Genomic DNA, 19,780 nt, shown 5'->3' with positions numbered 1-19,780 from the left:
CGGGCACCATCGGATGCCCGGCCTCTTTACACGCGTTGCTCAGACGAGCGAACGCAGCACGTACTGGAGGATTCCGCCGTTGCGGTAGTAATCCGCCTCACCGGGGGTGTCGATGCGCACGACCGCGTCGAACTCGACCGGCGTGCCGCCGTCCTCCGGGGTCGCCGTGACGTGCACGGTGGCCGGAGTCCGGCCCTCGTTGAGCTCGGTGATGCCCGAGATCGCGAACGTCTCGGTGCCCGTCAGGCCCAGCGAGTCGGCGGACTGCCCGGCCGGGAACTGCAGCGGGATGACGCCCATGCCGATGAGGTTCGAGCGGTGGATGCGCTCGTAGCTCTCGGCGATGACGGCCCGGACGCCGAGCAGGCGCGTGCCCTTGGCGGCCCAGTCGCGCGACGAGCCGGAGCCGTACTCCTTGCCGGCCAGGATGACCAGCGGCGTGCCGGCGGCCTGGTAGTTCACCGACGCGTCGTAGATGAACGACTGCGGGCCGCCCTCCTGCGTGAAGTCGCGGGTGTACCCGCCCTCGACGCCGCTGAGCAGCTGGTTGCGCAGGCGGATGTTCGCGAACGTGCCGCGGATCATCACCTCGTGGTTGCCGCGACGCGAGCCGTAGGAGTTGAAGTCCTTGCGGTCGACGCCGTGCTCGGTGAGGTACTGGCCGGCCGGGCTCTCCGCCTTGATCGAGCCGGCGGGCGAGATGTGGTCGGTGGTGACCGAGTCGCCGAGCTTGGCCAGCACGCGGGCGCCGGCGATGTCGCTGACCGGCTCGGGCTGCAGGGTCATGCCCTCGAAGTACGGAGGCTTGCGAACGTACGTGGAGGCATCCGCCCACTCGAAGGTCGCACCGGTCGGCGTGGGCAGCGACTGCCAGCGCTCGTCGCCGTCGAAGACGCCCGCGTACTCGCGGTCGAACATGTCGGTGTCGATCGACGAGTCGATGGTCGCCTGCACCTCGGCGGCATCCGGCCAGATGTCCTTGAGGAACACGGCGTTGCCGTCGCCGTCGGTGCCGAGCGGGTCGGTCTCGAAGTCGAAGTTCATCGATCCGGCCAGCGCGTACGCGATCACCAGCGGCGGCGAGGCCAGGTAGTTCATCTTCACGTCGGGGTTGATGCGCCCCTCGAAGTTGCGGTTTCCGGACAGCACCGCGGTGACGGCCAGGTCGTTCTCGTTGACCGCCGCCGAGACCTCTTCGATCAGCGGACCGGAGTTGCCGATGCACGTGGTGCATCCGTAGCCGACGGTGAAGAAGCCGAGGGCCTCGAGGTCGTCGGTCAGGCCGGCCTTCTCGTAGTACTCGGTGACGACCTTGGAGCCCGGCGCCATCGTGGTCTTCACCCACGGCTTCGCCTTGAGACCCTTGCGTGCGGCGTTGCGGGCCAGCAGGCCGGCCGCGAGCATCACCGACGGGTTGGAGGTGTTGGTGCACGACGTGATGGCGGCGATGGTGACGGCGCCGTGGTCGAGGGTGTACTCCGTGCCGTCCGCCTGCACGACGTGCGACGGCTTCGACGCCGAGGCCGGCGCGTGGCTGCGGTGGTGGTGCAGGTGGATGCTGTGCTCGTTCTCCGGCGTGTTCGACGGCGGGTCGGATGCCGGGAACGACTCGGACACCTCGAGGTCGACGAGGTCGTGGTCGACGTCCGCGTAGTTGAGGAGGTCCTTCTCGAACTGCGCCTTCGCGTCGCTGAGGATGATGCGGTCCTGCGGGCGCTTCGGGCCGGCGATCGACGGCACAACGGTGCCGAGGTCGAGTTCGAGGTACTCGCTGAAGGTCGGCTCGTTGGCCGGGTCGTGCCAGAGCGTCTGGGCCTTGCTGTACGCCTCGACGAGCGCCACCTGGTCGTCGCTGCGTCCGGTGAGGCGCAGGTAGTCGAGGGTGACATCGTCGATCGGGAAGATCGCGGCGGTCGAACCGAACTCGGGGCTCATGTTGCCGATGGTGGCGCGGTTGGCCAGCGGCACGGAGGCGACGCCGTCGCCGTAGAACTCGACGAACTTGCCGACCACGCCGTGCTTGCGCAGCATGTCGGTGATCGTCAGCACGACGTCGGTGGCGGTGACGCCGGTCGGGATCGTTCCGGTCAGCTTGAACCCCACGACGCGCGGGATCAGCATCGAGACCGGCTGGCCGAGCATCGCGGCCTCGGCCTCGATGCCGCCGACGCCCCAGCCGAGCACGCCGAGGCCGTTGACCATCGTCGTGTGCGAGTCGGTGCCGACGCAGGTGTCGGGGTAGGCGCGCAGCACGCCGTCGACCTCGCGCGTGTAGGTGACGCGCGCCAGGTACTCGATGTTGACCTGGTGGACGATGCCGGTGCCCGGGGGCACGACCTTGAAGTCGTTGAACGCGGTCTGGCCCCAGCGGAGGAACTGGTACCGCTCGCCGTTGCGCTGATACTCGATCTCGACGTTGCGCTCGAACGCGTCTGCGCGGCCGAAGAGGTCGGCGATCACGGAGTGGTCGATGACGAGCTCCGCCGGCGACAGCGGATTGATCTTGGTCGGGTCGCCGCCGAGGTCGGCGACCGCTTCGCGCATCGTGGCGAGGTCGACGATGCAGGGCACGCCGGTGAAGTCCTGCATGATCACGCGCGCCGGCGTGAACTGGATCTCGGTGTCGGGCTCGGCGGCGGCATCCCACGAGCCGAGGGCCTCGATCTGCTGCTTCGTGACGTTCGCGCCGTCTTCGGTGCGCAGCAGGTTCTCCAGCAGCACCTTCAGGCTGAAGGGGAGCTTCTCGTACCCCGGCACGGCATCGGTGCGGAAGATCTCGTAGTCGGTGCTGCCGACCGTCAGGGTGCTCTTCGCACCGAAGCTGTCAACCGTGGACACGATTCGTCTCCTTCGTCGGCGGCGGATGCGGGAGGTCCCCGCACGTCCCATCTTTGCGCGCTGCGCGGGGCTCCACCAGTAAGGAGTGCCTCACGCCGCACCGGTCAATTTATCTTGACGTCAAGATAAATGTATCACCGGTCGGTGGTGGGAGCGGAGTCGCCCGAGTCCCGCGCGCCGCGGCTGCCGCGCGGATACAGCGCGCGCACGGCGAGCCAGGAGACCGCGACGAGGGGTGCGAACAGCGGAAGCCCCATGAGCAGCTTCACGGTTCCGAGAGCCGTCACGGCCCCGGCGAGATAGAGCGGGACCTCGACGATCAGCCGGGCCGCGAACAGGCCCGTCCACAGCACGGTCAGCCAGAAGAAGGTGCGACGCTTGCGCGGATCCTCGCGCCACCCGGGCGCGTCGTCCATGAGCCAGCCGACCGCCAGGCCGATGAGCGGGCGGCGCACGAGCAGCGAGATCAGGAGCACCGCGCCGAAGAGGAGGTCGATGAAGAACCCCCACAGGAAGTTGTCCTGGGCGCGGCCGGTCCACAGCGCGATCCCCGCCGCGATGGCCGTGGCGACCAGGCCGCCGAGGGCGGCCGTCACAGGCTGGCGGGACACCAGCCGGACCAGGGTGAACACGACGGCGATCCCGAGCGAGACCACCAGCGGCAGCACCAGCTGTCGGGTGATCGTGTAGGTGACGACGAACGCGAGCCCGGGCAGCACCGATTCGAGAACGCCCCGCCAGCCCCCCATCGCGTGCCACACGACGTGGCCGGTGCTGTCGGCCTGCGCCGGATCGAAGCCGGCGCGGCGCGCGGCGCTTCCGAGCGCGGCCCCGAAGGCCTCCGAAGCCGTCGCGGCCGAGTCCGGATCGGCGGACCCGGATGCCGGACCGGCCGACGCGTCTTCGGGCACGGAGCCGATCGGGTCGGAGGTCACGCCGTACCCGGCGTGGTCGGCATCTTCAGCGGGATGAGGTCGCGGGGCGGCATCGGGTTTCCGCCGCGCACCACGACGAGCGAGCGGAAGAGGTCCTCCACGCTCTCGGCGGCCTGCATGTCGCCGGTGGCCGCGCCGCCGATGACGCCGCGGAGGAACCACCGCGGACCGTCGATCCCGACGAACCGCGCCAAGCGCTTGCCGGTCGTCCCGTCGGCGTTCGCCACCGGGACCTCCGCCAGCAGTTCCGGCCCCAGCGGCCCTTCGCGCTCCTCGACCCGCCCGCCCTGCTGGCGCACCTGGGCACGGATCTGCTCGCGGGTCTCATCCCACAGGCCGGCGTTGCGGGGCGCCGCGAACGGCTGGACCTGCAAGGTCGACTCGGCGTAGTCCAGGCCGACGGCGACGATCCGGTTGGTCTGCTCCTCGATCTCGAGTCGCAGATTCAGTCCCTCCCGGGGCAGCACCTTGATGCCGCCCAGGTCGATGTACGGACGGACCGGGTTCGCCTCGCTCTCGTCGAACGGGCCCGCGGTGTCGCGGTCTTCGGGTGCCGACTTGCGCGCCGGCTGCTCCGGCTGCGGCTCGTCGCTGTTGATGCTGTCGCTCACGACACGCTCCTTGTATCGAGGGAAGTCATGGCGCCCACGCCGGTCGAGCCGAAGCCGCCGGCGCCACGGACGCTGCCGGGCAGTTCCTCGACGGGGAGGAACACCGCACGCGCGACGGGGGCGACGATCAGCTGGGCGATCCGGTCGCCGACCGCGATGTCGAACGCGGCATCCCGGTCGGTGTTCAGCAGCGCGACCTTGATCTCACCGCGGTAGCCGGCATCCACCGTGCCGGGCGAGTTCACGATCGTGATCCCGTGCTTGGCCGCCAGCCCGCTGCGCGGCACGACGAACGCGGCGAATCCTTCGGGAAGCGCGATGCTCACGCCGGTGCCCACGAGGGCGCGCTCACCGGGCTCCAGGCGCACCGCCTCCGCCGAGACGAGGTCCGCGCCCGCGTCACCGGGGTGCGCATAGGCCGGAAGCACGGGGGCGATAATGGGGACGTCCACGGTTTCGGTCACTCAACGAGGGTAATGCAGATGGCTTCGAGCGGCACGCGCGACGGTGGGGACTACCGGGAGCGTCTCACGCCCTCCCTCTGGGCCCTCGTCTCAGCCGCTGTCGTGGCTCCGATGGCGGCGCTCGTGTTCGTCCCGCTGAACCAGGCGGTGGCGCTCGCGATCGGCATCCTCGTCGCCGTTCTCGTCGTCGCCCTGATGATCGCCGGGGCACCCGTGATCTCCGTGCGCGACGGTGTGCTTCACGCGGGACGCGCCCACATCGACGTGCACCTGCTCGGTCGCCCGGCGACCTTCCAGGCACTGGAGGCCCGCCAGGCGCGCGGTCCCGGACTCGACCCCCGCGACTGGCACGTCATCCGCGGCGGGATCGACGGCGTGGTCCGCGTGCCGGTCGACGACCCGGACGACCCGACGCCGAGCTGGGTCCTCTCAACGCGAACGCCGGATCGCCTTGCTGCGGCGATCCGGCGTTCACAGATGGGCTCTTAAGCCGCGCAGTCCTTGCAGATCGGGCCTGCGGCGTCTTCGTGGTCGAGCTGCGAGCGGTGCTTCACGAGGAAGCAGCTCACGCAGGTGAACTCGTCCTCCTGCGCAGGCAGCACGACGACGTCGAGCTCGAGGTCGGACAGATCGGCACCCGGCAGTTCGAAGCCCGACGGGTTGTCGGCGTCCTCGACATCGATCGACCCCGACGACTTGTCGGGCACGCGCTCCTTGAGCGCCTCGATCGACTCGCTCTCGTCTTCGTTCTTGCGCGGTGCGTCGTAATCGGTGGCCATTCCTGAACGTCTCTACTTCCGGTGCGTCTTGTCTGTGGGCCCGTATGGGCGGCCATAGTTTGCATGACTCCGAACGATTTTGCAACTGCGGGGGCAGATCGCGGTCGCGGAGGATGCGTGCATCGACGAAACAGGCGCCACGCCCGCGCTATTCCCGGCCTGCGCCGACGCGCATGGGACGATTGACGGAGCAGATCGGAGGCGCAGTTCGCATGGAACAGCTGAGAGTCATCGGGACCGAGGGCGACACCCTCGTCCTCGCGACCGAGTCCGGGGAGCGATTCACCCTGCCCGTCGACGACGTGCTCCGCGCTCAGCTGCGCCAGGCCCGCCGGGAACGCGACGAGGAGCAGGACAAGGGGCCGCGCACGAGTCCCCGGGAGATCCAGGCGCAGATCCGCGCCGGGCTGAGCGCCCGCGAGGTCGCCGAGCTGTTCGGCATCTCGATCGACGTCGTGGCGCGCTACGAGGGGCCGGTGCTCGCCGAGCGCGAACACATCGTCGACCAGGCGCTGTCGGTTCCCGTCCTCGTCGCCGACGACTTCGAGCACGATCACTCCCCCACCTTCGGCGCCGCCGTGCGCACCAAGCTGGCCGAGGCGCATGCCACGGGCGAGCGCTGGACGAGCTGGAAGGAGGACGGCGGCTGGATCGTCAAGCTCGAGTTCACCGTCGGCGACGTCGATCATGACGCCCGCTGGTCGTTCGACCCGCGCCGCACCACCCTCACCCCGGCCAATTCCGCCGCGACGCAGCTGTCCCGTCAGGGCTCGCTGCCCGAGGGCCTCATCCCCCGGCTCCGGGCTCTCGAAGTGCCCCTGCCCGCCGCAGACGCCCCCGCCCCTGCTCCCGCACCGGCCGCCGAGCCCGGGCCGCGTCGACTCAGCGACGCCGACATCGCCGCCGCCTCGGTGCAGGACGCCGCGGTCAAGCGCGCGCCGTCCGACTCGACGACATCGAGCGACACCGCGGATCTGCTCGAGGCACTGCGCCGCCGACGCGGACAACGAGAGCCGTCGCCGATCCTCGACGACGAGTCCGAGAGCTCGGCGGACACCGTGCCACTCGCCCCCGTCTCCCTCTTCGACGCCTTCGCGACGACCGAGCCCGAGCCGGAGCGCACGCCCCCCGTAGACGAGCGGACCGTGGTCGACACGCCGGCAGCCCGCACGGGGTCCGGTCCGGGCGACAACCGGCGCAAGGGACGCACCTCGATGCCGTCGTGGGACGAGATCGTCTTCGGTGCGCGCGGAGAGGACTCCTGATCAGAGCTGCGCGAGCGCGCCGAACCTGATCAGCGGGATCGCCCGCTCCTCGTCGGTGAGCGAGCCGTGCTGGCCGATCATGCGCTGCGGCGCCTTGTCGGCGACGCGATCATCGTAATAGGCGATGCCTGCGCGGGCGGCGACCACCACGTCGCCGATCCGCGGGCGGACCTCCGCCGCGACGCGCCCGAACAGCCCCGCCTCGATCGCTTCGTCGCGCGCGATCACCCAGGATCGCGCCGACTCGGCATCCCGCCACGCGTCCAGCACCGCACCGGCGGCGCCGTGCTCCGCGTAGAGGTGCAGCATCCGGGGCTCCCCGCCGAGGAGGCGGACCCCGTCGAGGAGCGGATCCCCGGCCCGGAGCAGCACCTGACGATGCCGGGGGACGTCCACCATGCCGTGGTCGGCGGTGACGACCGCGCCGACCCCCGGCCGCAGCGCGCCCGCGAGCGCGCGCACCGCGGCATCCACGGCCTCGAGCCCCGCCGCCCACTGGTCGGACTGCCAGCCGTGACGATGGCCGATCGTGTCCAGTTCGGGGGCATACAGGTAGACGAGCGAGCCCGGATGCCGATCCGCGAGGGCCGCAGCGGTCAGGGCGCGTTCACGGAGATCGTCCACCCCGATGAAGTCGGCGCCGCGCATCGTGGCGAGGGTGAAGCCGGTGCCGCGATACCGGTTGCGCGAGACGACGAACGACCGGGCCGCCGCAGCGCTTCGGCGCTCCATGATCGGCTCGGCCCGCTGCCACGCCCGGGGATCCAGGCCGTCGGTCTCCCAGCCCTTCAGCTGGTTCGAGACCACGTCGGTGCCCGGAACCCGCACCCGGTAGCCCACGATTCCGTGCTCGCCGGCATCCTTCCCGGTGAGCAGGCTCGTGAGGGCCGTGGCCGTCGTGGACGGGAAGACGCTCCGTGCGACCGCGCGGCGTCCGCCGGCGGCCACGAGGGTGCGCGCATAGGCCGCGCGCTGCGAGAGGTTGCGGGCCCCGAGCCCGTCCACGACGAAGACGATCGCGCTGCGGACCGGGGCGAACCACGAGGGTCGGCCGTCGAGCGCCGCCTGCAACTGCGTGACGACGTCGGTGAGGCGCCGGGCGTCCGCAGGCTCCCCCGGTAGGCTGAGGCTCATCCGGCCAAGTCTCGCACAGTCGTGCCGGCCGCATCGTCCCAGAACTCGAAGATCGCCTCACCTGCATGCCTGCCAAGACTCCCCCGCCCGCCGCCGTCAACGAGCGCATCGAAGACGTCGATGTCTCCGCCGAGATGCAGGGCTCATACCTCGAGTACGCGTACTCGGTGATCTACTCGCGTGCGCTCCCCGACGCACGCGACGGCCTCAAGCCCGTGCAGCGGCGCATCCTCTTCCAAATGGCCGACATGGGGCTGCGCCCCGACCGCGGGCACGTGAAGAGCGCGCGCGTCGTCGGCGAGGTCATGGGCAAGCTCCACCCGCACGGCGATTCGGCGATCTACGACGCGCTCGTGCGTCTGGCGCAGCCGTTCACGCTGCGCGTGCCGCTCGTCGACGGACACGGGAACTTCGGCTCCCTCGACGACGGGCCCGCGGCATCCCGCTACACCGAGGCGCGCCTCGCGCCCCCGGCCCTCGCCCTGACCGAGAGCCTCGACGAGGACGTCGTCGACTTCATCCCGAACTACGACGGCCAGTTCCAGCAGCCCGAGGTGCTGCCGGCCGCGTACCCGAACCTGCTCGTCAACGGCGCCTCCGGCATCGCCGTCGGCATGGCGACCAACATGGCCCCGCACAACCTCATCGAGGTCGTCGGCGCCGCCATCCACCTGCTGCAGAACCCGCAGGCGACCGTCGAAGAGCTCATGGCGTTCGTCCCCGGGCCCGACCTCCCGTCCGGCGGGATCATCACGAGTCTCGACGGCGTCAAGGACGCCTACGCCAACGGCCGCGGGTCCTTCCGCACGCGCGCGAAGGTCTCGATCGAGTCGCTCGGTCCGCGCCGCACCGGCATCGTCGTCACCGAACTCCCCTACCTCGTCGGCCCGGAACGCGTCATCGAGAAGATCAAGGACGCCGTCAGCGCCAAGAAGCTGACGGGCATCGCCGACGTCGCCGATCTCACCGACCGCAAGAACGGCCTGCGACTGGTCATCCAGATCAAGACCGGGTTCGACCCGGCCGCCGTGCTCGAGCACCTCTACCGGCTGACGCCGCTGGAAGACTCCTTCAGCATCAACAACGTCGCCCTGGTGGGCGGTCAGCCGCAGACGCTGGGCCTGCGGGAACTCCTGCGGGTCTACCTCGACCACCGCATCGGCGTGGTCACCCGCCGCAGCGAGTACCGTCTCGCGCGCAAGCGGGAGCGCCTGCACCTGGTCGAGGGTCTCCTCATCGCGATCCTCGACATCGACGAGGTCATCCAGGTGATCCGCACCTCGGACGACAGCGAGCAGGCCCGGACCCGCCTGCAGGACGTCTTCGATCTGTCGGAGCTGCAGGCGGAGTACATCCTCGAGCTGCGACTGCGGCGGCTGACGAAGTTCTCCCGGATCGAGCTCGAGGCCGAGCGGGATGAGCTGAACGCGCAGATCGAGGAGCTCGTCCGTCTCCTCGGCAGCGAAGAGCTGCTGCACGCCCAGGTCGCGCGCGAGCTGGATGCCGCGGCCGAGACGTACGGCACACCGCGCCGCACCCTGCTGCTGGACGGCGGTCCGATCCAGCCCCGGTCGCGTGCCGCCGCTCCGGCCGACCTGCAGATCGCCGACACGCCCTGTCGCGTGTACCTCTCCGCGACGGGGCGCATGGTGCGCACGGATCTCGGCGACGGCACGGCGATCGTTCCGCCGGCGCGTCGTTCCAAGCACGACGCGGTGCGCAGCAGCGTCGACACGACCACCCGCGGCGACGTCGTCGCGGTCACCACCCTCGGGCGATTCGTGAAGTTCTCGCCGGTCGACCTGCCGTCCGTGCCGGGCAACTCCGTCCAGCTCGCCGCCGGCACCCGTGTCGACCAGTACCTCGGCCTCGAGAAGGACGAGCACGTGGTCGCGCTCGTCCCGTTCGTCGAGCAGCCCGCGATCGCGCTCGGCACCGCGCAGGGCGTCGTCAAGCGCGTCGCCACGTCGGAGCTTGCGAACAAGTCGGATGCCGAGGCCATCTCGCTCAAGCAGGGCGACCGCGTCGTCGGCGCTGCGGCGGCTCCCGACGGAGCGGAGCTCGTCTTCGTCACCAGCGACGCACAGCTGCTGCGCTTCGACGCGGCATCCGTCCGACCGCAGGGCCGTGCCGCCGGCGGCATGGCCGGCGTCCGGGTCGCGCCGGGCGAGCGGGTGGTGTTCTTCGGGGTCGTCGCCGACCCGCAGGATGTCGTGGTCGTCACCGTCGCCGGGTCCGCGCAGGCCCTGCCGGGGACGGATGCCGGCGCCGCGAAGGTGTCCGACTTCGACGAGTTCCCGGCGAAGGGCCGCGCGACCGGCGGTGTCCGGGCGCAGCGGTTCCTGAAGGGCGAGGACACCCTCACGCTCGCCTGGGTGGGCGCGGATCCTCGCGCGGTGGGGTCCGATGGCGCGGTTCGCCCCCTCCCGGAGGCCGGCGCGAAGCGGGATGCGTCGGGCACGCCGCTCGACGCGGTCATCGGAGCGATCGGAACCGCGGTCGCCTGATCCGGGCTCAGGTCAGGGCGAGCAGCGCTTCGGCTCCGCCGGGCACGGCGATCGTCACGAGCTTCGTGTCGAACGTCACCAGCTGCGCGTCGGAGGCCACCGCGAGCGCGAGCAGGTACGAATCGGTGACCTGGGCGCTGGAGAGCAGTCGTTCGCGTCTCACGTCACCGGTGAGCAGGCTCACCGAATCCGCGAGGAACTCGTGTTCCGGGTGCGAGACGAGGCTCGACAGGCTCATCACGACGGCGGGCATCGACTGGGTGTTGGGATAGTTCGGGTGCGCGAGGATGCGCAGGGCGCCGTTCTGCACCACCGGCGACGTGCACCACGGCGTTCCCGAGCGCGCGGCGAACCAGCGGTGCGCGCGCTCGTGGTGCACGTGCATCGGGTCGACGAGCGCGATCACGACGTTGACGTCGAGCAGATACCGGGTCACGACAGGTCGTCCCGCAGCCGGGTGACGTCGTCGAGGGTCGCCGAGCCAGCCCCCGGTGACGACGGGAGGAGAACGATCCCGTTGCGGCGGCCCCCTTCGCGCGCACGCTCGGTGAGGGTCGCCCGGACGAGTTGGGAGATCCCCTCGCCGAGGGTCAGGCCGCGAGCGTCGGCGTACTGGCGCGCGGCGGCGAGCACATCGTCGTCGATGTTGACCGTGGTGCGCATGCATCGATCATCACGCATCACGCATCACACGTCAACGGTCAGGCGTCGATGCGCTCCCGGCCCAAGCGGTCGGACGAGGTCACGATGAACTCGCGTCGCGGAGCCACGTCGTTGCCCATCAGCATCTCGAAGACGGAGGTCGCCGCCTCGGCATCCTCCACGCGCACACGGCGCAGGGTGCGGCCGGCGCGATCCATCGTCGTGGTCGCGAGCTGCTCGGCATCCATCTCGCCGAGGCCCTTGTAGCGCTGGATGGGCTCCTGCCAGCGCCGGCCCGCCTTGCTCAGCTTCGCGAGCAGGCCGTGCAGCTCCTGTTCACTGTACGTGTAGAGGGTCTCCGCCGCCCGGCTCCCGCGGCCGTTCACGATGACGCGGTGCAAGGGCGGCACCGCGGCGAACACCCGGCCGTCTTCGATGAGCGGACGCATGTAGCGGAAGAACAGCGTGAGCAGGAGCGTGCGGATGTGCGCGCCGTCGACGTCCGCATCGCTCATCAGGATGATCTTGCCGTAGCGGGCGGCCTCGAGATCGAACGAGCGACCCGAGCCGGCCCCCACCACCTGGATGATCGACGCGCACTCGGCGTTGGAGAGCATGTCGCTCACCGAGGCCTTCTGCACGTTCAGGATCTTGCCCCGGATCGGCAGCAGCGCCTGGTGCTCACTGTCGCGGGCGAGCTTTGCCGTGCCGAGGGCGGAGTCGCCCTCGACGATGAACAGCTCCGAGTCGGCGACGTCGTTGGAGCGGCAGTCGACCAGCTTCGCGGGCAGCGACGAGGACTCGAGCGCGTTCTTGCGGCGCTGCGTCTCTTTGTGGGCCCGGGCGGAGATGCGCGCCTTCATCTCGGCGACGATCTTGTCCAGCAGCAGCGCGGACTGCAGCTTGTCGTCGCGCCGCGTGGAGGTGAGGCGCTCCGTGATGCCGCGGGCCACGACGTTCGAGACGATCTGCCGGACGGCCGGGGTGCCCAGCACCTCCTTGGTCTGACCCTCGAACTGCGGCTCAGGCAGGCGAACGGTCAGCACGACGGTCAGGCCCGCCATGATGTCGTCCTTCTCGAGCTTGTCGTTGCCGACCTTCAGGCGACGCGCGTTCGCCTCGACCTGAGCCCGCACCGATTTCATGAGCCCCTGCTCGAAGCCCTGCTGGTGGGTTCCGCCCTTGGGCGTGGCGATGATGTTGACGAACGACCGCACGGTCGTCTCGTACCCGGTCCCCCAGCGCATGGCGACGTCGACCTCGCACTGGCGCTCGACTTCGGTGGGGACCATCGCCCCCGACGCCTGCAGGACCGGCACGGTCTCGGTGAAGCCGCCGGAGCCCTGCAGGCGCCACACCTCGGTCACGGCGCTGTCGGGCGCGAGGAACTCGGCGAACTCGGAGATCCCGCCGTCGTACTTGAACGAGGTCTCGGTGGCGCCGGCCTCGGCGTCCCGCTCGTCGCGGATGACGATCTCGAGCCCGGGCACGAGGAACGCCGTCTGGCGGGCGCGCTGGACGAGTTCGTCGAGCCCGAAGGCGGCATCCTTCGTGAAGATCTGCCGGTCGGCCCAGTAGCGGATCCGGGTTCCGGTGACGCCCTTCGCGACCTTCCCGGTGGTGCGCAGCTCGCTCTGCGCGTCGAAGGCGCGGAAGTCGGAGTCGGGCGAACCGTTCGCGAAGACGCCGGGCTCCCCCCGGCGGAACGACATCGCCCACGTCTTGCCGCCGCGGTCGACCTCGACGTCGAGACGCTCCGACAGCGCGTTCACGACCGAGGCGCCGACGCCGTGGAGGCCGCCGGATGCCGCATAGGAGCCGCCGCCGAACTTGCCGCCGGCATGCAGCTTCGTGAAGACCACCTCGACGCCGGAGAGCCCGGTGCGCGGTTCGATGTCGACCGGGATGCCGCGCGCGCGGTCGCGAACCTCGACGCTGCCGTCGGCGTGGAGCAGGATGTCGATGCGGGTGCCGAACCCGCCCAGGGCCTCGTCGACGGAGTTGTCGATGATCTCCCAGAGGCAGTGCATGAGCCCGCGGCTATCGGTCGAGCCGATGTACATGCCGGGGCGCTTGCGGACGGCCTCGAGGCCTTCAAGCACCTGAAGGTGGTGGGCGGAGTACTCGGCGGTCACAATCAACCAGGATATCCGGGGCCTCCGACACCATCGTCCCTGACACGGCGAGACCGGCAGGACCCGAGGGTCCAAGGATACGCGCTCAGCGAACCACCCGGCAATCCGGGCATCGTTCACGGTTCCGCGTGGTTGTATGTCTGTGACAGACGAAGTTCGCGACCGACCGAGGAGGCACCGAGATGACCACGCTGACGGCCCACAACGAAACCAACGGGGCCACCATCTACCGGCTCACGGCCGCGGACCGCTGCGACTCCTGCGGAGCGCAGGCCTACATCGCAGCCGAGGTCAACGGCAGTGAGCTGCTGTTCTGCGCCCACCACGGGCGCAAGTACGAAGAGAAGCTGCGCGCGATCGCCACGAGCTGGCACGACGAGACCGCGCGTCTGAACGACGAGGCCTGACCGGCTCAGCGAGCCGTTTCGCGCAGGTAGCTCCTCGGCACCGCCTGAGACACCCGCAACGCGATCTCCTCGCCGATCGTGTCGATCGACTCGGCGAGGTCCGTAGCGGTGAGTTCGCCGCAGCGCCCCGGACCGTAGACCGCGACCTCGTCCCCCACGGCCGCACCCGGCCAGGCCGCGACGACGGATTCTGCGGCGTCGATGCGCACGAGCCGCCGCGGACCGCCGGGCGTCCCGACGTGGACGCGACCCGCGAGTGTCGACGGGATGCCGTCGAGCATGCCGATGCCGATGCGGACGAACTCCTCCTCCGCCGCCGTGACAGGCGCCGCCAGAGTCGCGATCGGTCGGATGCCGAGGGCGGCCGCATCCGGTCCTCCCGCCGGGTGGATGCCGTACGCGAAGGCCCCGACCCGGACCATGTCGTAGCGGAACTCCGACCTCGCGAAGGATGCCGCGCTGGCGGCGAGGTGCCGCATCCGAGGTGCCAGCCCGGCCGCCTGCGCCTCGGCCACGGCCCAGTCGAAAACGGCCCGCGCGGCATCGTCCTCGGCGTCGGAGGCCTCCGCGATGTGGCTCCAGACGCCGACGACCCGAATCGCACCCGACCGCTCCAGCTCGGCCGCACGCCGCACGGCGACGGGCCACTCCTCCGGCCGGATGCCGTTGCGGTGCAGGCCCGTGTCGATCTTCAGGTGCACGCGCTGCGCTCCGACGGCGGCCGCATCCTCGAGGAGGGCGGTGTCGCCGACACCGAGGTCGAGGTCTGCCTTGACACCGAGCCGCGCATCCTCACGGGACCCGATCATCCAGGCGAAGATCCGCGCATCGGGGCCGAGGGCATCCCGGACGATCCGGCCGCCGGCGACGTCGAACGAGCCGAACCAGCGCACCCCGGCATCCCACCCGGTCTGCGCGATCGTCGTCAGCCCGTGCCCGTAGGCGTCGTCCTTCACGACCAGCATGTGCCTCGCTGGGGCGACGCGTGCCGCGATCTCGGCGAGGTTCTTGCGCAGCGCGTCGAGGTCGATGTCCAGTCGTGTGCTCATGCCCGTGTCTCCCGGAGTGCGCGACGACCGACCGCCGTGACGATCTCCGCGGTGTGCAGGCCGGTCGCGGCGGCCCACTCCCGGACGCCCGGCTCCCCACGGCCGGGATCGCCGAAGAACACGGCCTCGTCGCCGCGCCGGACGTCGGCATCGCCGATGTCCACCATGCAGACGTCCATCGCGACACGGCCGACGATCGGATGACGCGCACCGCCGATGAGAACCTCCGCCGCGCCGCCGAGAGAGCGGACGACGCCCTGGGCATAGCCACCGGTCACCAGTGCGATGCGGGTATCACGCGCCGCGCGATGGCGGAAGCCGTAGGAGACCCCTTCGCCCGCGCGGAGGTCCTTGACCACGAGAGCGGTGCCGGCGAACCGCATCGCAGCGGTCGTCCCCTCGGCGAGTCCGAAGACGCGCTCCGCATCCAGGAGCACGGCGTCCGCCGCAGCTTCCGGCAGCGGTCCGGCGCCCGTGCCGTCGTCGCTGCGGGCCGCCGCGGCTCCCAGTTCGGCGCACCAGGCTGCGACCGTGGCGCAGCCGTGGCCGTAGGCGTCCCCGCGCAGGTCGACCGCGAATCCGGCCTCCGCGCCGAGCGCGGCGAGATTCGCGGCGATGGCGGCGCGGCTGATCTGCGCGACGGGCGCGGCTCCGGGGTTGTCCAGGTCGGCGCCGGTCACCACGTCATGACGGCTTCGTGCCGCGGGCGCGTTCCGGTGCGGATGCCCGTCGCAAGCACGCGGCTCTCGTAGAGTCCGGGGATCCAGTTGCCCTCGATGAGTTCGGGCCCGTCTGCGGTGACCGCGATGTCCCAGCCGACGTACGGCACCTCGGGCACTTCGCGCCCGATCTTGTCGGTGAGCGCCTCGACCTGGTCCCACAGCGGAACCTGGTAGTCGATGATCGAGCGGCCCGAGTCGGGGTGGACGGCGTAGAAGGTGTCGTTCTTGCCGGAGTGCCCGCGGCCGACCGAGTGGCCGTCGTCGTCGAGCATGGTGAAGAAGCCGCCCCAGGAGAACTGGTCCGAGACGGATCCGCGACCGAACTTCTGCACCATCACGAGGCGGTGCACGGTCGTGCCGTCGAAATAGGTGGTGACGCGCGTCGTGTTGACGGTGCCGGCGCAGTACTCCGCGAGGTACGGATGCTGCACGATCGGCTGCTCGACGAGGAGCTGTCCGTTGCCCACCAGCTCGGCGTGGTACGCCTCCCAGTCGGTGACCCCGGTCGTGTCGTGCCGGAAGACGCCGTGGCCTTCGCGGCTGATCGGAACCTTCGCGATGATGATCGGGTTCCGCTCGCAGAACGCCTGCAGCTCGGCGGCACCGACCTCTTCGAGGTCGATCCACTCCCGGTGCACGTAGGGGGCGAACCGGCGCAGGAACCGGCGCTTGTCGGCGAAGAGCTCGGCGACCTCGGCATCGTTGACGCTGACCGCGATGTGGTGCTGGATGAGCGACGTCATGAACGTCTTGCGCTCCTTCGGCGTCAGCGACGCGAAGTCGGCCTCGTAGTAGTCGATGAACGCGGTGTCGTGGAACGCCGCCCACCAGAGCATGTCGACGAACACGGGCAGCGTCCACTTGTGGTGCTCGCCCCCGATCTTTCGCGCGAGCGCCCAGATGCGGGTCGGGGAGAACCGCTTGAGGCGGTTCACGGCATAGCGGGCACGGGCCTTCACATCGATCTGCATAGCGTTCGCGAGTATATCGGGAGCGGCTCGGAAGCCCCCGGGAGTGGACGGCTCGGGGAGTGTCCGAAGGCCCGTGATAGCGTCGAAATCATGGGTCAGACCGCTCTTCGCCTCCGCTATCTGGGCGATCGCGCCCGGCGCCTGAAGGCGTCCAACCTCGTCGAGTTCGCCAAGCAGTCCAAGGGCTCCTCGCGCGCCCTGCTGCCGGTGATCATCGCCGACATGCTGTGGTGCTCGGTGCGCTACGAGATGGGCTTCCGCGACTACGCCGTGTGGGACATCCGGCTGCTGAAAGGCCGCGAGCGGGCCACCTGGATGACGCATCCCAAGGCGTTCCGTCTCAACAAGACCCTCAACGCACCGGAGTCGCGGGCGCTGATGGAAGACAAGCAGCGCTTCTACGCCGACTTCGCCGACGTCATCCGACGCGAGTGGATCGACGCGCGCGAAGCGAGCGTCGACGACCTCGCCGCCTTCCTCGACGGGCAGGAGCGCATCCTCACGAAGGTCCCCGACGGCCTGGGCGGATCGGGGATCGCGATGCACTCGGTCGCCGACATCGACGACGTCGCCGCCTGGCGGGATGCACGACTCGCCGACGGGCAGACGCTCGTCGAGCAGGTCCTCACGCAGGATGCCGCGATGGCGTCGCTGTACCCCGACAGCGTGAACACGGTGCGGCTGATCACCTACCTCGATCCGCAGGGCGTCTTCCACGTCATCGCGGGCGTCCTGCGCATCGGCAACGGCAACGTCATCGACAACTTCGCCGGCGGTGGAATGTTCACCATGCTCGACGACGACGGCGTCGCGCTCTACCCGGCCGTCGACAAGCACAGCCACATCTTCCGCACCCACCCGGTCACCGGAACGGCCATCGCCGGCTTCGCCGTTCCCCGCTACGACGAGATCGTCACGATGGTGGACGGCCTGGCCCGGCGCATCCCGCAGATCCCCTACGTCGGCTGGGACATCGCGATCACGCCCGACGGCCCCGCGGTCATCGAGGCCAACCACAACTCCAGCGTCTTCCAGATGAAGCCGACGGTCTCGGGCGTGCGCACCGGTCTGCTCCACCGCTATCGCGAGGCGATCGGCGACGCCGTCGTCAAATGACCCGGACGTGAGACACGGACGGCCCCGGACTCACCGAGTCCGGGGCCGTCGTCGTCGTGCCTGATCAGGCGGGGCGGACGACGCCGAGAGGCGTCGACTCGTGTCCCTGTCCGAGCGGGTTGTCCTTGAGGATGCGCACGAGGCGCTCCTCGCCGGCCTTGTCGAGCGTGGAGCCGAGGATGTTGCCGCCGAGGTCGTTGATGTCGACGACGGCCACATCGGCCTTCGTGCCCAGCAGCTGCTGGAGGTGCTGCGACACCTCGCGGGGGCGCAGCGGACCCAGCACGACCGCCTGGTTGTACGGCGGGATCGTGTGCTTGGTGGGGCCGTCGATCGCACGCGCCTTGTCACCGGCGATCCGGTAGAAGTCGCCCTTGCGCCCGAACGCCTTGGTCACCGCCGCGACGGCGGCGGCGAACAGGATGCGGACGGTGCCGACCTCGCGGATCGCCATCTCCATCGTCTGCGGCATCCCGAGACCGATCCCGTACGGCGTCTTCACGACGTAGTGCGAGAGGAAGTGCGCGAGCTTACGCGCCTTGATCTCGTCCACCGGGAAGGAGCGTCCCTGCGTGATCGCCACGATCTTCTCGGTGACGAAGAGGATGTCGCCGTCCTGGACGACATCCGCCGCGTACTCGGTGATGAACGTGTCCAGATCGTCGCCGGGCATCACGACCCGGGTTCGGATCGGGATGCGCTCGACGCTGGTGCCGTCGATCTGGACGGTCAGGGCCTTGCCCTCGTTGGCCTGCGCGGTCATTCGAGGTAGTCCCGCAGCGACTGGGAGCGGCTCGGATGCCGCAGCTTCGCCATCGTCTTCGACTCGATCTGGCGGATCCGCTCGCGGGTCACGCCGAACGTGTCGCCGATCTGGTCGAGGGTCTTCGGCTGGCCGTCGCCCAGGCCGAAGCGCATGCGGATCACGCCCGCCTCGCGCTCGGACAGCGAGTCCAGCAGAGACTCCAGCTGACGCTGCAGCATCGTGAAGCCGACCGCGTCGGCCGGGACGACCGCCTCGGTGTCCTCGATCAGGTCGCCGAACTCGCTGTCGCCGTCCTCACCGAGCGGAGTGTGCAGCGAGATCGGCTCACGGCCGTACTTCTGCACCTCGATGACCTTCTCGGGGGTCATGTCGAGTTCGCGCGAGAGCTCTTCGGGCGTGGGCTCGCGGCCCAGGTCCTGCAGCATCTGCCGCTGCACGCGGGCGAGCTTGTTGATGACCTCGACCATGTGCACCGGGATGCGGATCGTGCGCGCCTGGTCGGCCATCGCGCGGGTGATCGCCTGCCGGATCCACCACGTCGCGTAGGTCGAGAACTTGAAGCCCTTGGTGTAGTCGAACTTCTCGACTGCACGGATAAGGCCCAGGTTGCCCTCCTGGATGAGGTCGAGGAACTGCATTCCGCGACCCGTGTAGCGCTTGGCGAGCGACACGACAAGACGCAGGTTCGCGCCGAGCAGGTGGCTCTTCGCGCGCTGGCCGTCACGGGCCACCCACTGCAGGTCCATGCCCAGCTGGGTCGACTTCTCGGCCGCGGACATGTGCGACAGCTTCTCTTCGGCGAACAGGCCCGCCTCGATGCGCATCGCGAGCTCGACCTCTTCGGCCGCGTTGAGCAGGGGCACCTTGCCGATCTGCTTCAGGTAGTCCTTGACGGGGTCGACCGTGGCGCCGGTGATCTGCGTCGAGTAGACGGGGACGTCGTCCTCGTCCTTCGAGCTGATCACGATCGCGCCGGTCGGAAGCGGCTCGGCGAAGGGCTTGGTCGCGCCCTCCTCCTCGTCGTCCTCGGCGGTCGCCGCTGCTGCCGGAGCGCCGGCAGCCTCGCCGTCGCTGTCGTCGGCGACCTCGGCCGCGTCGTCCTCGTCCAGTTCGACCTCGTCGCCGTCCGGCTCTTCGTCGGGCTCGTCGGCGGACTTCTTCTTGGCACCGGCGCGCTTTGCGGCCGGCTTCTTGTCGGCGGTCTTCTTCGCCGCCGCACGCTTGGCCGGAGCCTTCTTGGCGGGCGCGGACGCCTCGGCGACCTCCTCCGTCACGGCCGTCTCATCGACGGCATCCTTCGCGCTCGAACGCGCGGTTGTCTTCGTGCCTGTGGTCACGTTTCGCCTTTCACCGGTCAGGGCCCGACCGGTCGGTGTGCGGACACTAGTAAGACCCTTGTCAAGTCCGGATGCGGGAAGGCGACGGGTGTCGCCGCCGCG

General features: G+C 69.9%; 19 protein-coding genes. 5 read left to right on the top strand and 14 right to left on the bottom strand.

The features are described 5' to 3' along the window. Positions 1 to 39 precede the first annotated feature (39 nt). From acnA to dut, 4 genes are all read right to left on the bottom strand, one after another. Positions 40 to 2,838: an aconitate hydratase AcnA gene (acnA, locus tag LK09_RS11145; RefSeq protein ID WP_039399279.1), complete on the bottom strand. Its 2,799-nt coding sequence runs from the start codon at positions 2,836 to 2,838 to the stop codon at positions 40 to 42. A gap of 134 nt (positions 2,839 to 2,972) precedes the next feature. After that, entirely contained in the window at positions 2,973 to 3,773 is an 801-nt protein-coding gene (locus LK09_RS11140) for a DUF3159 domain-containing protein (RefSeq protein ID WP_407939164.1), read from the bottom strand. Then, a complete protein-coding gene (locus LK09_RS11135) occupies positions 3,770 to 4,384 on the bottom strand; it encodes a DUF3710 domain-containing protein (RefSeq protein WP_082008207.1) in 615 nt (204 codons plus the stop codon). The genes LK09_RS11140 and LK09_RS11135 overlap by 4 nt, the downstream gene beginning before the upstream one ends. Then, a complete protein-coding gene (gene dut, locus LK09_RS11130; RefSeq protein WP_197061031.1) occupies positions 4,381 to 4,848 on the bottom strand; it encodes a dUTP diphosphatase in 468 nt (155 codons plus the stop codon). The genes LK09_RS11135 and dut overlap by 4 nt, the downstream gene beginning before the upstream one ends. A gap of 12 nt (positions 4,849 to 4,860) precedes the next feature. Here dut and LK09_RS11125 point away from each other — a divergent pair, with 12 nt between their 5' ends. Next, entirely contained in the window at positions 4,861 to 5,337 is a 477-nt protein-coding gene (locus LK09_RS11125) for a DUF3093 domain-containing protein (RefSeq protein ID WP_156138751.1), read from the top strand. On the opposite strand, the gene LK09_RS11120 is transcribed toward LK09_RS11125, so the two are convergent. After that, on the bottom strand, positions 5,334 to 5,627 hold the full coding sequence (locus LK09_RS11120; protein ID WP_039399277.1) for a DUF4193 domain-containing protein: 294 nt from the start codon (positions 5,625 to 5,627) through the stop codon (positions 5,334 to 5,336). The genes LK09_RS11125 and LK09_RS11120 overlap by 4 nt on opposite strands. 212 nt (positions 5,628 to 5,839) lie before the next feature. Between LK09_RS11120 and sepH the strand changes: the two genes are divergently transcribed. Then, on the top strand, positions 5,840 to 6,892 hold the full coding sequence (gene sepH, locus LK09_RS11115; protein ID WP_039399275.1) for a septation protein SepH: 1,053 nt from the start codon (positions 5,840 to 5,842) through the stop codon (positions 6,890 to 6,892). Here sepH and LK09_RS11110 read toward each other — a convergent pair whose 3' ends face one another. Then, positions 6,893 to 8,026, bottom strand: coding sequence for an alkaline phosphatase family protein (locus LK09_RS11110; RefSeq protein ID WP_039399273.1), 1,134 nt, complete (start codon positions 8,024 to 8,026; stop codon positions 6,893 to 6,895). A gap of 65 nt (positions 8,027 to 8,091) precedes the next feature. Between LK09_RS11110 and LK09_RS11105 the strand changes: the two genes are divergently transcribed. Beyond that, positions 8,092 to 10,533 carry a DNA gyrase/topoisomerase IV subunit A gene (locus LK09_RS11105; protein ID WP_039399271.1) on the top strand — a complete coding sequence of 814 codons (2,442 nt, stop codon included), beginning with the start codon at positions 8,092 to 8,094 and terminating at the stop codon, positions 10,531 to 10,533. 7 nt (positions 10,534 to 10,540) lie between these two features. Here the strand turns inward: LK09_RS11105 and LK09_RS11100 are convergent, their stop codons facing one another. Genes LK09_RS11100 through LK09_RS11090 form a run of 3 tightly spaced genes read right to left on the bottom strand, consistent with a single transcriptional unit; the run spans position 10,541 to position 13,310 of the window. Continuing rightward, positions 10,541 to 10,969 (bottom strand): TA system VapC family ribonuclease toxin, encoded by a 429-nt coding sequence (locus LK09_RS11100; protein WP_039399268.1) that lies wholly within the window; start codon positions 10,967 to 10,969, stop codon positions 10,541 to 10,543. Continuing rightward, positions 10,966 to 11,196: a CopG family transcriptional regulator gene (locus LK09_RS11095; protein WP_156138749.1), complete on the bottom strand. Its 231-nt coding sequence runs from the start codon at positions 11,194 to 11,196 to the stop codon at positions 10,966 to 10,968. The genes LK09_RS11100 and LK09_RS11095 overlap by 4 nt, the downstream gene beginning before the upstream one ends. 38 nt (positions 11,197 to 11,234) lie before the next feature. Then, a complete protein-coding gene (locus LK09_RS11090) occupies positions 11,235 to 13,310 on the bottom strand; it encodes a DNA gyrase/topoisomerase IV subunit B (RefSeq protein WP_082008206.1) in 2,076 nt (691 codons plus the stop codon). A gap of 182 nt (positions 13,311 to 13,492) precedes the next feature. Here LK09_RS11090 and LK09_RS11085 point away from each other — a divergent pair, with 182 nt between their 5' ends. After that, positions 13,493 to 13,717 carry a DUF7455 domain-containing protein gene (locus tag LK09_RS11085; RefSeq protein WP_039399264.1) on the top strand — a complete coding sequence of 75 codons (225 nt, stop codon included), beginning with the start codon at positions 13,493 to 13,495 and terminating at the stop codon, positions 13,715 to 13,717. 5 nt (positions 13,718 to 13,722) lie between these two features. Here LK09_RS11085 and LK09_RS11080 read toward each other — a convergent pair whose 3' ends face one another. The 3 genes from LK09_RS11080 to LK09_RS11070 are packed head-to-tail and all read right to left on the bottom strand — an operon-like array spanning position 13,723 to position 16,459. Then, positions 13,723 to 14,766 carry an alanine racemase gene (locus LK09_RS11080; RefSeq protein ID WP_039399262.1) on the bottom strand — a complete coding sequence of 348 codons (1,044 nt, stop codon included), beginning with the start codon at positions 14,764 to 14,766 and terminating at the stop codon, positions 13,723 to 13,725. Then, the gene (locus LK09_RS21975) at positions 14,763 to 15,449 is read right to left on the bottom strand and encodes an alanine racemase C-terminal domain-containing protein (protein ID WP_039399260.1); all 687 of its coding nucleotides are present in this window, start codon (positions 15,447 to 15,449) and stop codon (positions 14,763 to 14,765) included. Before LK09_RS21975 ends, LK09_RS11080 begins: the two co-directional genes overlap by 4 nt. Then, on the bottom strand, positions 15,443 to 16,459 hold the full coding sequence (locus LK09_RS11070) for a sugar-transfer associated ATP-grasp domain-containing protein (protein WP_039399258.1): 1,017 nt from the start codon (positions 16,457 to 16,459) through the stop codon (positions 15,443 to 15,445). The genes LK09_RS21975 and LK09_RS11070 overlap by 7 nt, the downstream gene beginning before the upstream one ends. Before the next feature lie 90 nt (positions 16,460 to 16,549). On the opposite strand from LK09_RS11070, the gene LK09_RS11065 reads away from it, so the two are divergent. Further along, complete coding sequence (locus LK09_RS11065) at positions 16,550 to 17,575, top strand: sugar-transfer associated ATP-grasp domain-containing protein (RefSeq protein ID WP_039399255.1); 1,026 nt, start codon at positions 16,550 to 16,552, stop codon at positions 17,573 to 17,575. 64 nt (positions 17,576 to 17,639) lie between these two features. Here the strand turns inward: LK09_RS11065 and LK09_RS11060 are convergent, their stop codons facing one another. Then, on the bottom strand, positions 17,640 to 18,338 hold the full coding sequence (locus LK09_RS11060; RefSeq protein WP_039399254.1) for a coenzyme F420-0:L-glutamate ligase: 699 nt from the start codon (positions 18,336 to 18,338) through the stop codon (positions 17,640 to 17,642). Continuing rightward, entirely contained in the window at positions 18,335 to 19,678 is a 1,344-nt protein-coding gene (locus tag LK09_RS11055; RefSeq protein WP_039399252.1) for an RNA polymerase sigma factor, read from the bottom strand. The genes LK09_RS11060 and LK09_RS11055 overlap by 4 nt, the downstream gene beginning before the upstream one ends. Between the last annotated feature and the right edge of the window lie 102 nt (positions 19,679 to 19,780).

The organism is Microbacterium mangrovi (assembly GCF_000802305.1).
Classification (GTDB): domain Bacteria; phylum Actinomycetota; class Actinomycetes; order Actinomycetales; family Microbacteriaceae; genus Microbacterium; species Microbacterium mangrovi.
This window is presented reverse-complemented; position numbering and strand designations above follow the sequence as displayed.

Bases quoted from the DNA above. Each gene is read 5' to 3' on its own strand.
- LK09_RS11120 (WP_039399277.1), bottom strand. From the start codon at position 5,627: ATGGCCACCGATTACGACGCACCGCGCAAGAACGAAGACGAGAGCGAG.
- LK09_RS11095 (WP_156138749.1), bottom strand. From the start codon at position 11,196: ATGCGCACCACGGTCAACATCGACGACGATGTGCTCGCCGCCGCGCGC.
- LK09_RS11085 (WP_039399264.1), top strand. From the start codon at position 13,493: ATGACCACGCTGACGGCCCACAACGAAACCAACGGGGCCACCATCTAC.
- LK09_RS11070 (WP_039399258.1), bottom strand. From the start codon at position 16,459: ATGCAGATCGATGTGAAGGCCCGTGCCCGCTATGCCGTGAACCGCCTC.
- sepH (WP_039399275.1), top strand. From the start codon at position 5,840: ATGGAACAGCTGAGAGTCATCGGGACCGAGGGCGACACCCTCGTCCTC.
- LK09_RS11125 (WP_156138751.1), top strand. From the start codon at position 4,861: ATGCAGATGGCTTCGAGCGGCACGCGCGACGGTGGGGACTACCGGGAG.
- LK09_RS11110 (WP_039399273.1), bottom strand. From the start codon at position 8,026: ATGAGCCTCAGCCTACCGGGGGAGCCTGCGGACGCCCGGCGCCTCACC.
- LK09_RS11060 (WP_039399254.1), bottom strand. From the start codon at position 18,338: ATGACCGCGCAGGCCAACGAGGGCAAGGCCCTGACCGTCCAGATCGAC.
- LK09_RS11080 (WP_039399262.1), bottom strand. From the start codon at position 14,766: ATGAGCACACGACTGGACATCGACCTCGACGCGCTGCGCAAGAACCTC.
- LK09_RS11065 (WP_039399255.1), top strand. From the start codon at position 16,550: ATGGGTCAGACCGCTCTTCGCCTCCGCTATCTGGGCGATCGCGCCCGG.
- LK09_RS11105 (WP_039399271.1), top strand. From the start codon at position 8,092: ATGCCTGCCAAGACTCCCCCGCCCGCCGCCGTCAACGAGCGCATCGAA.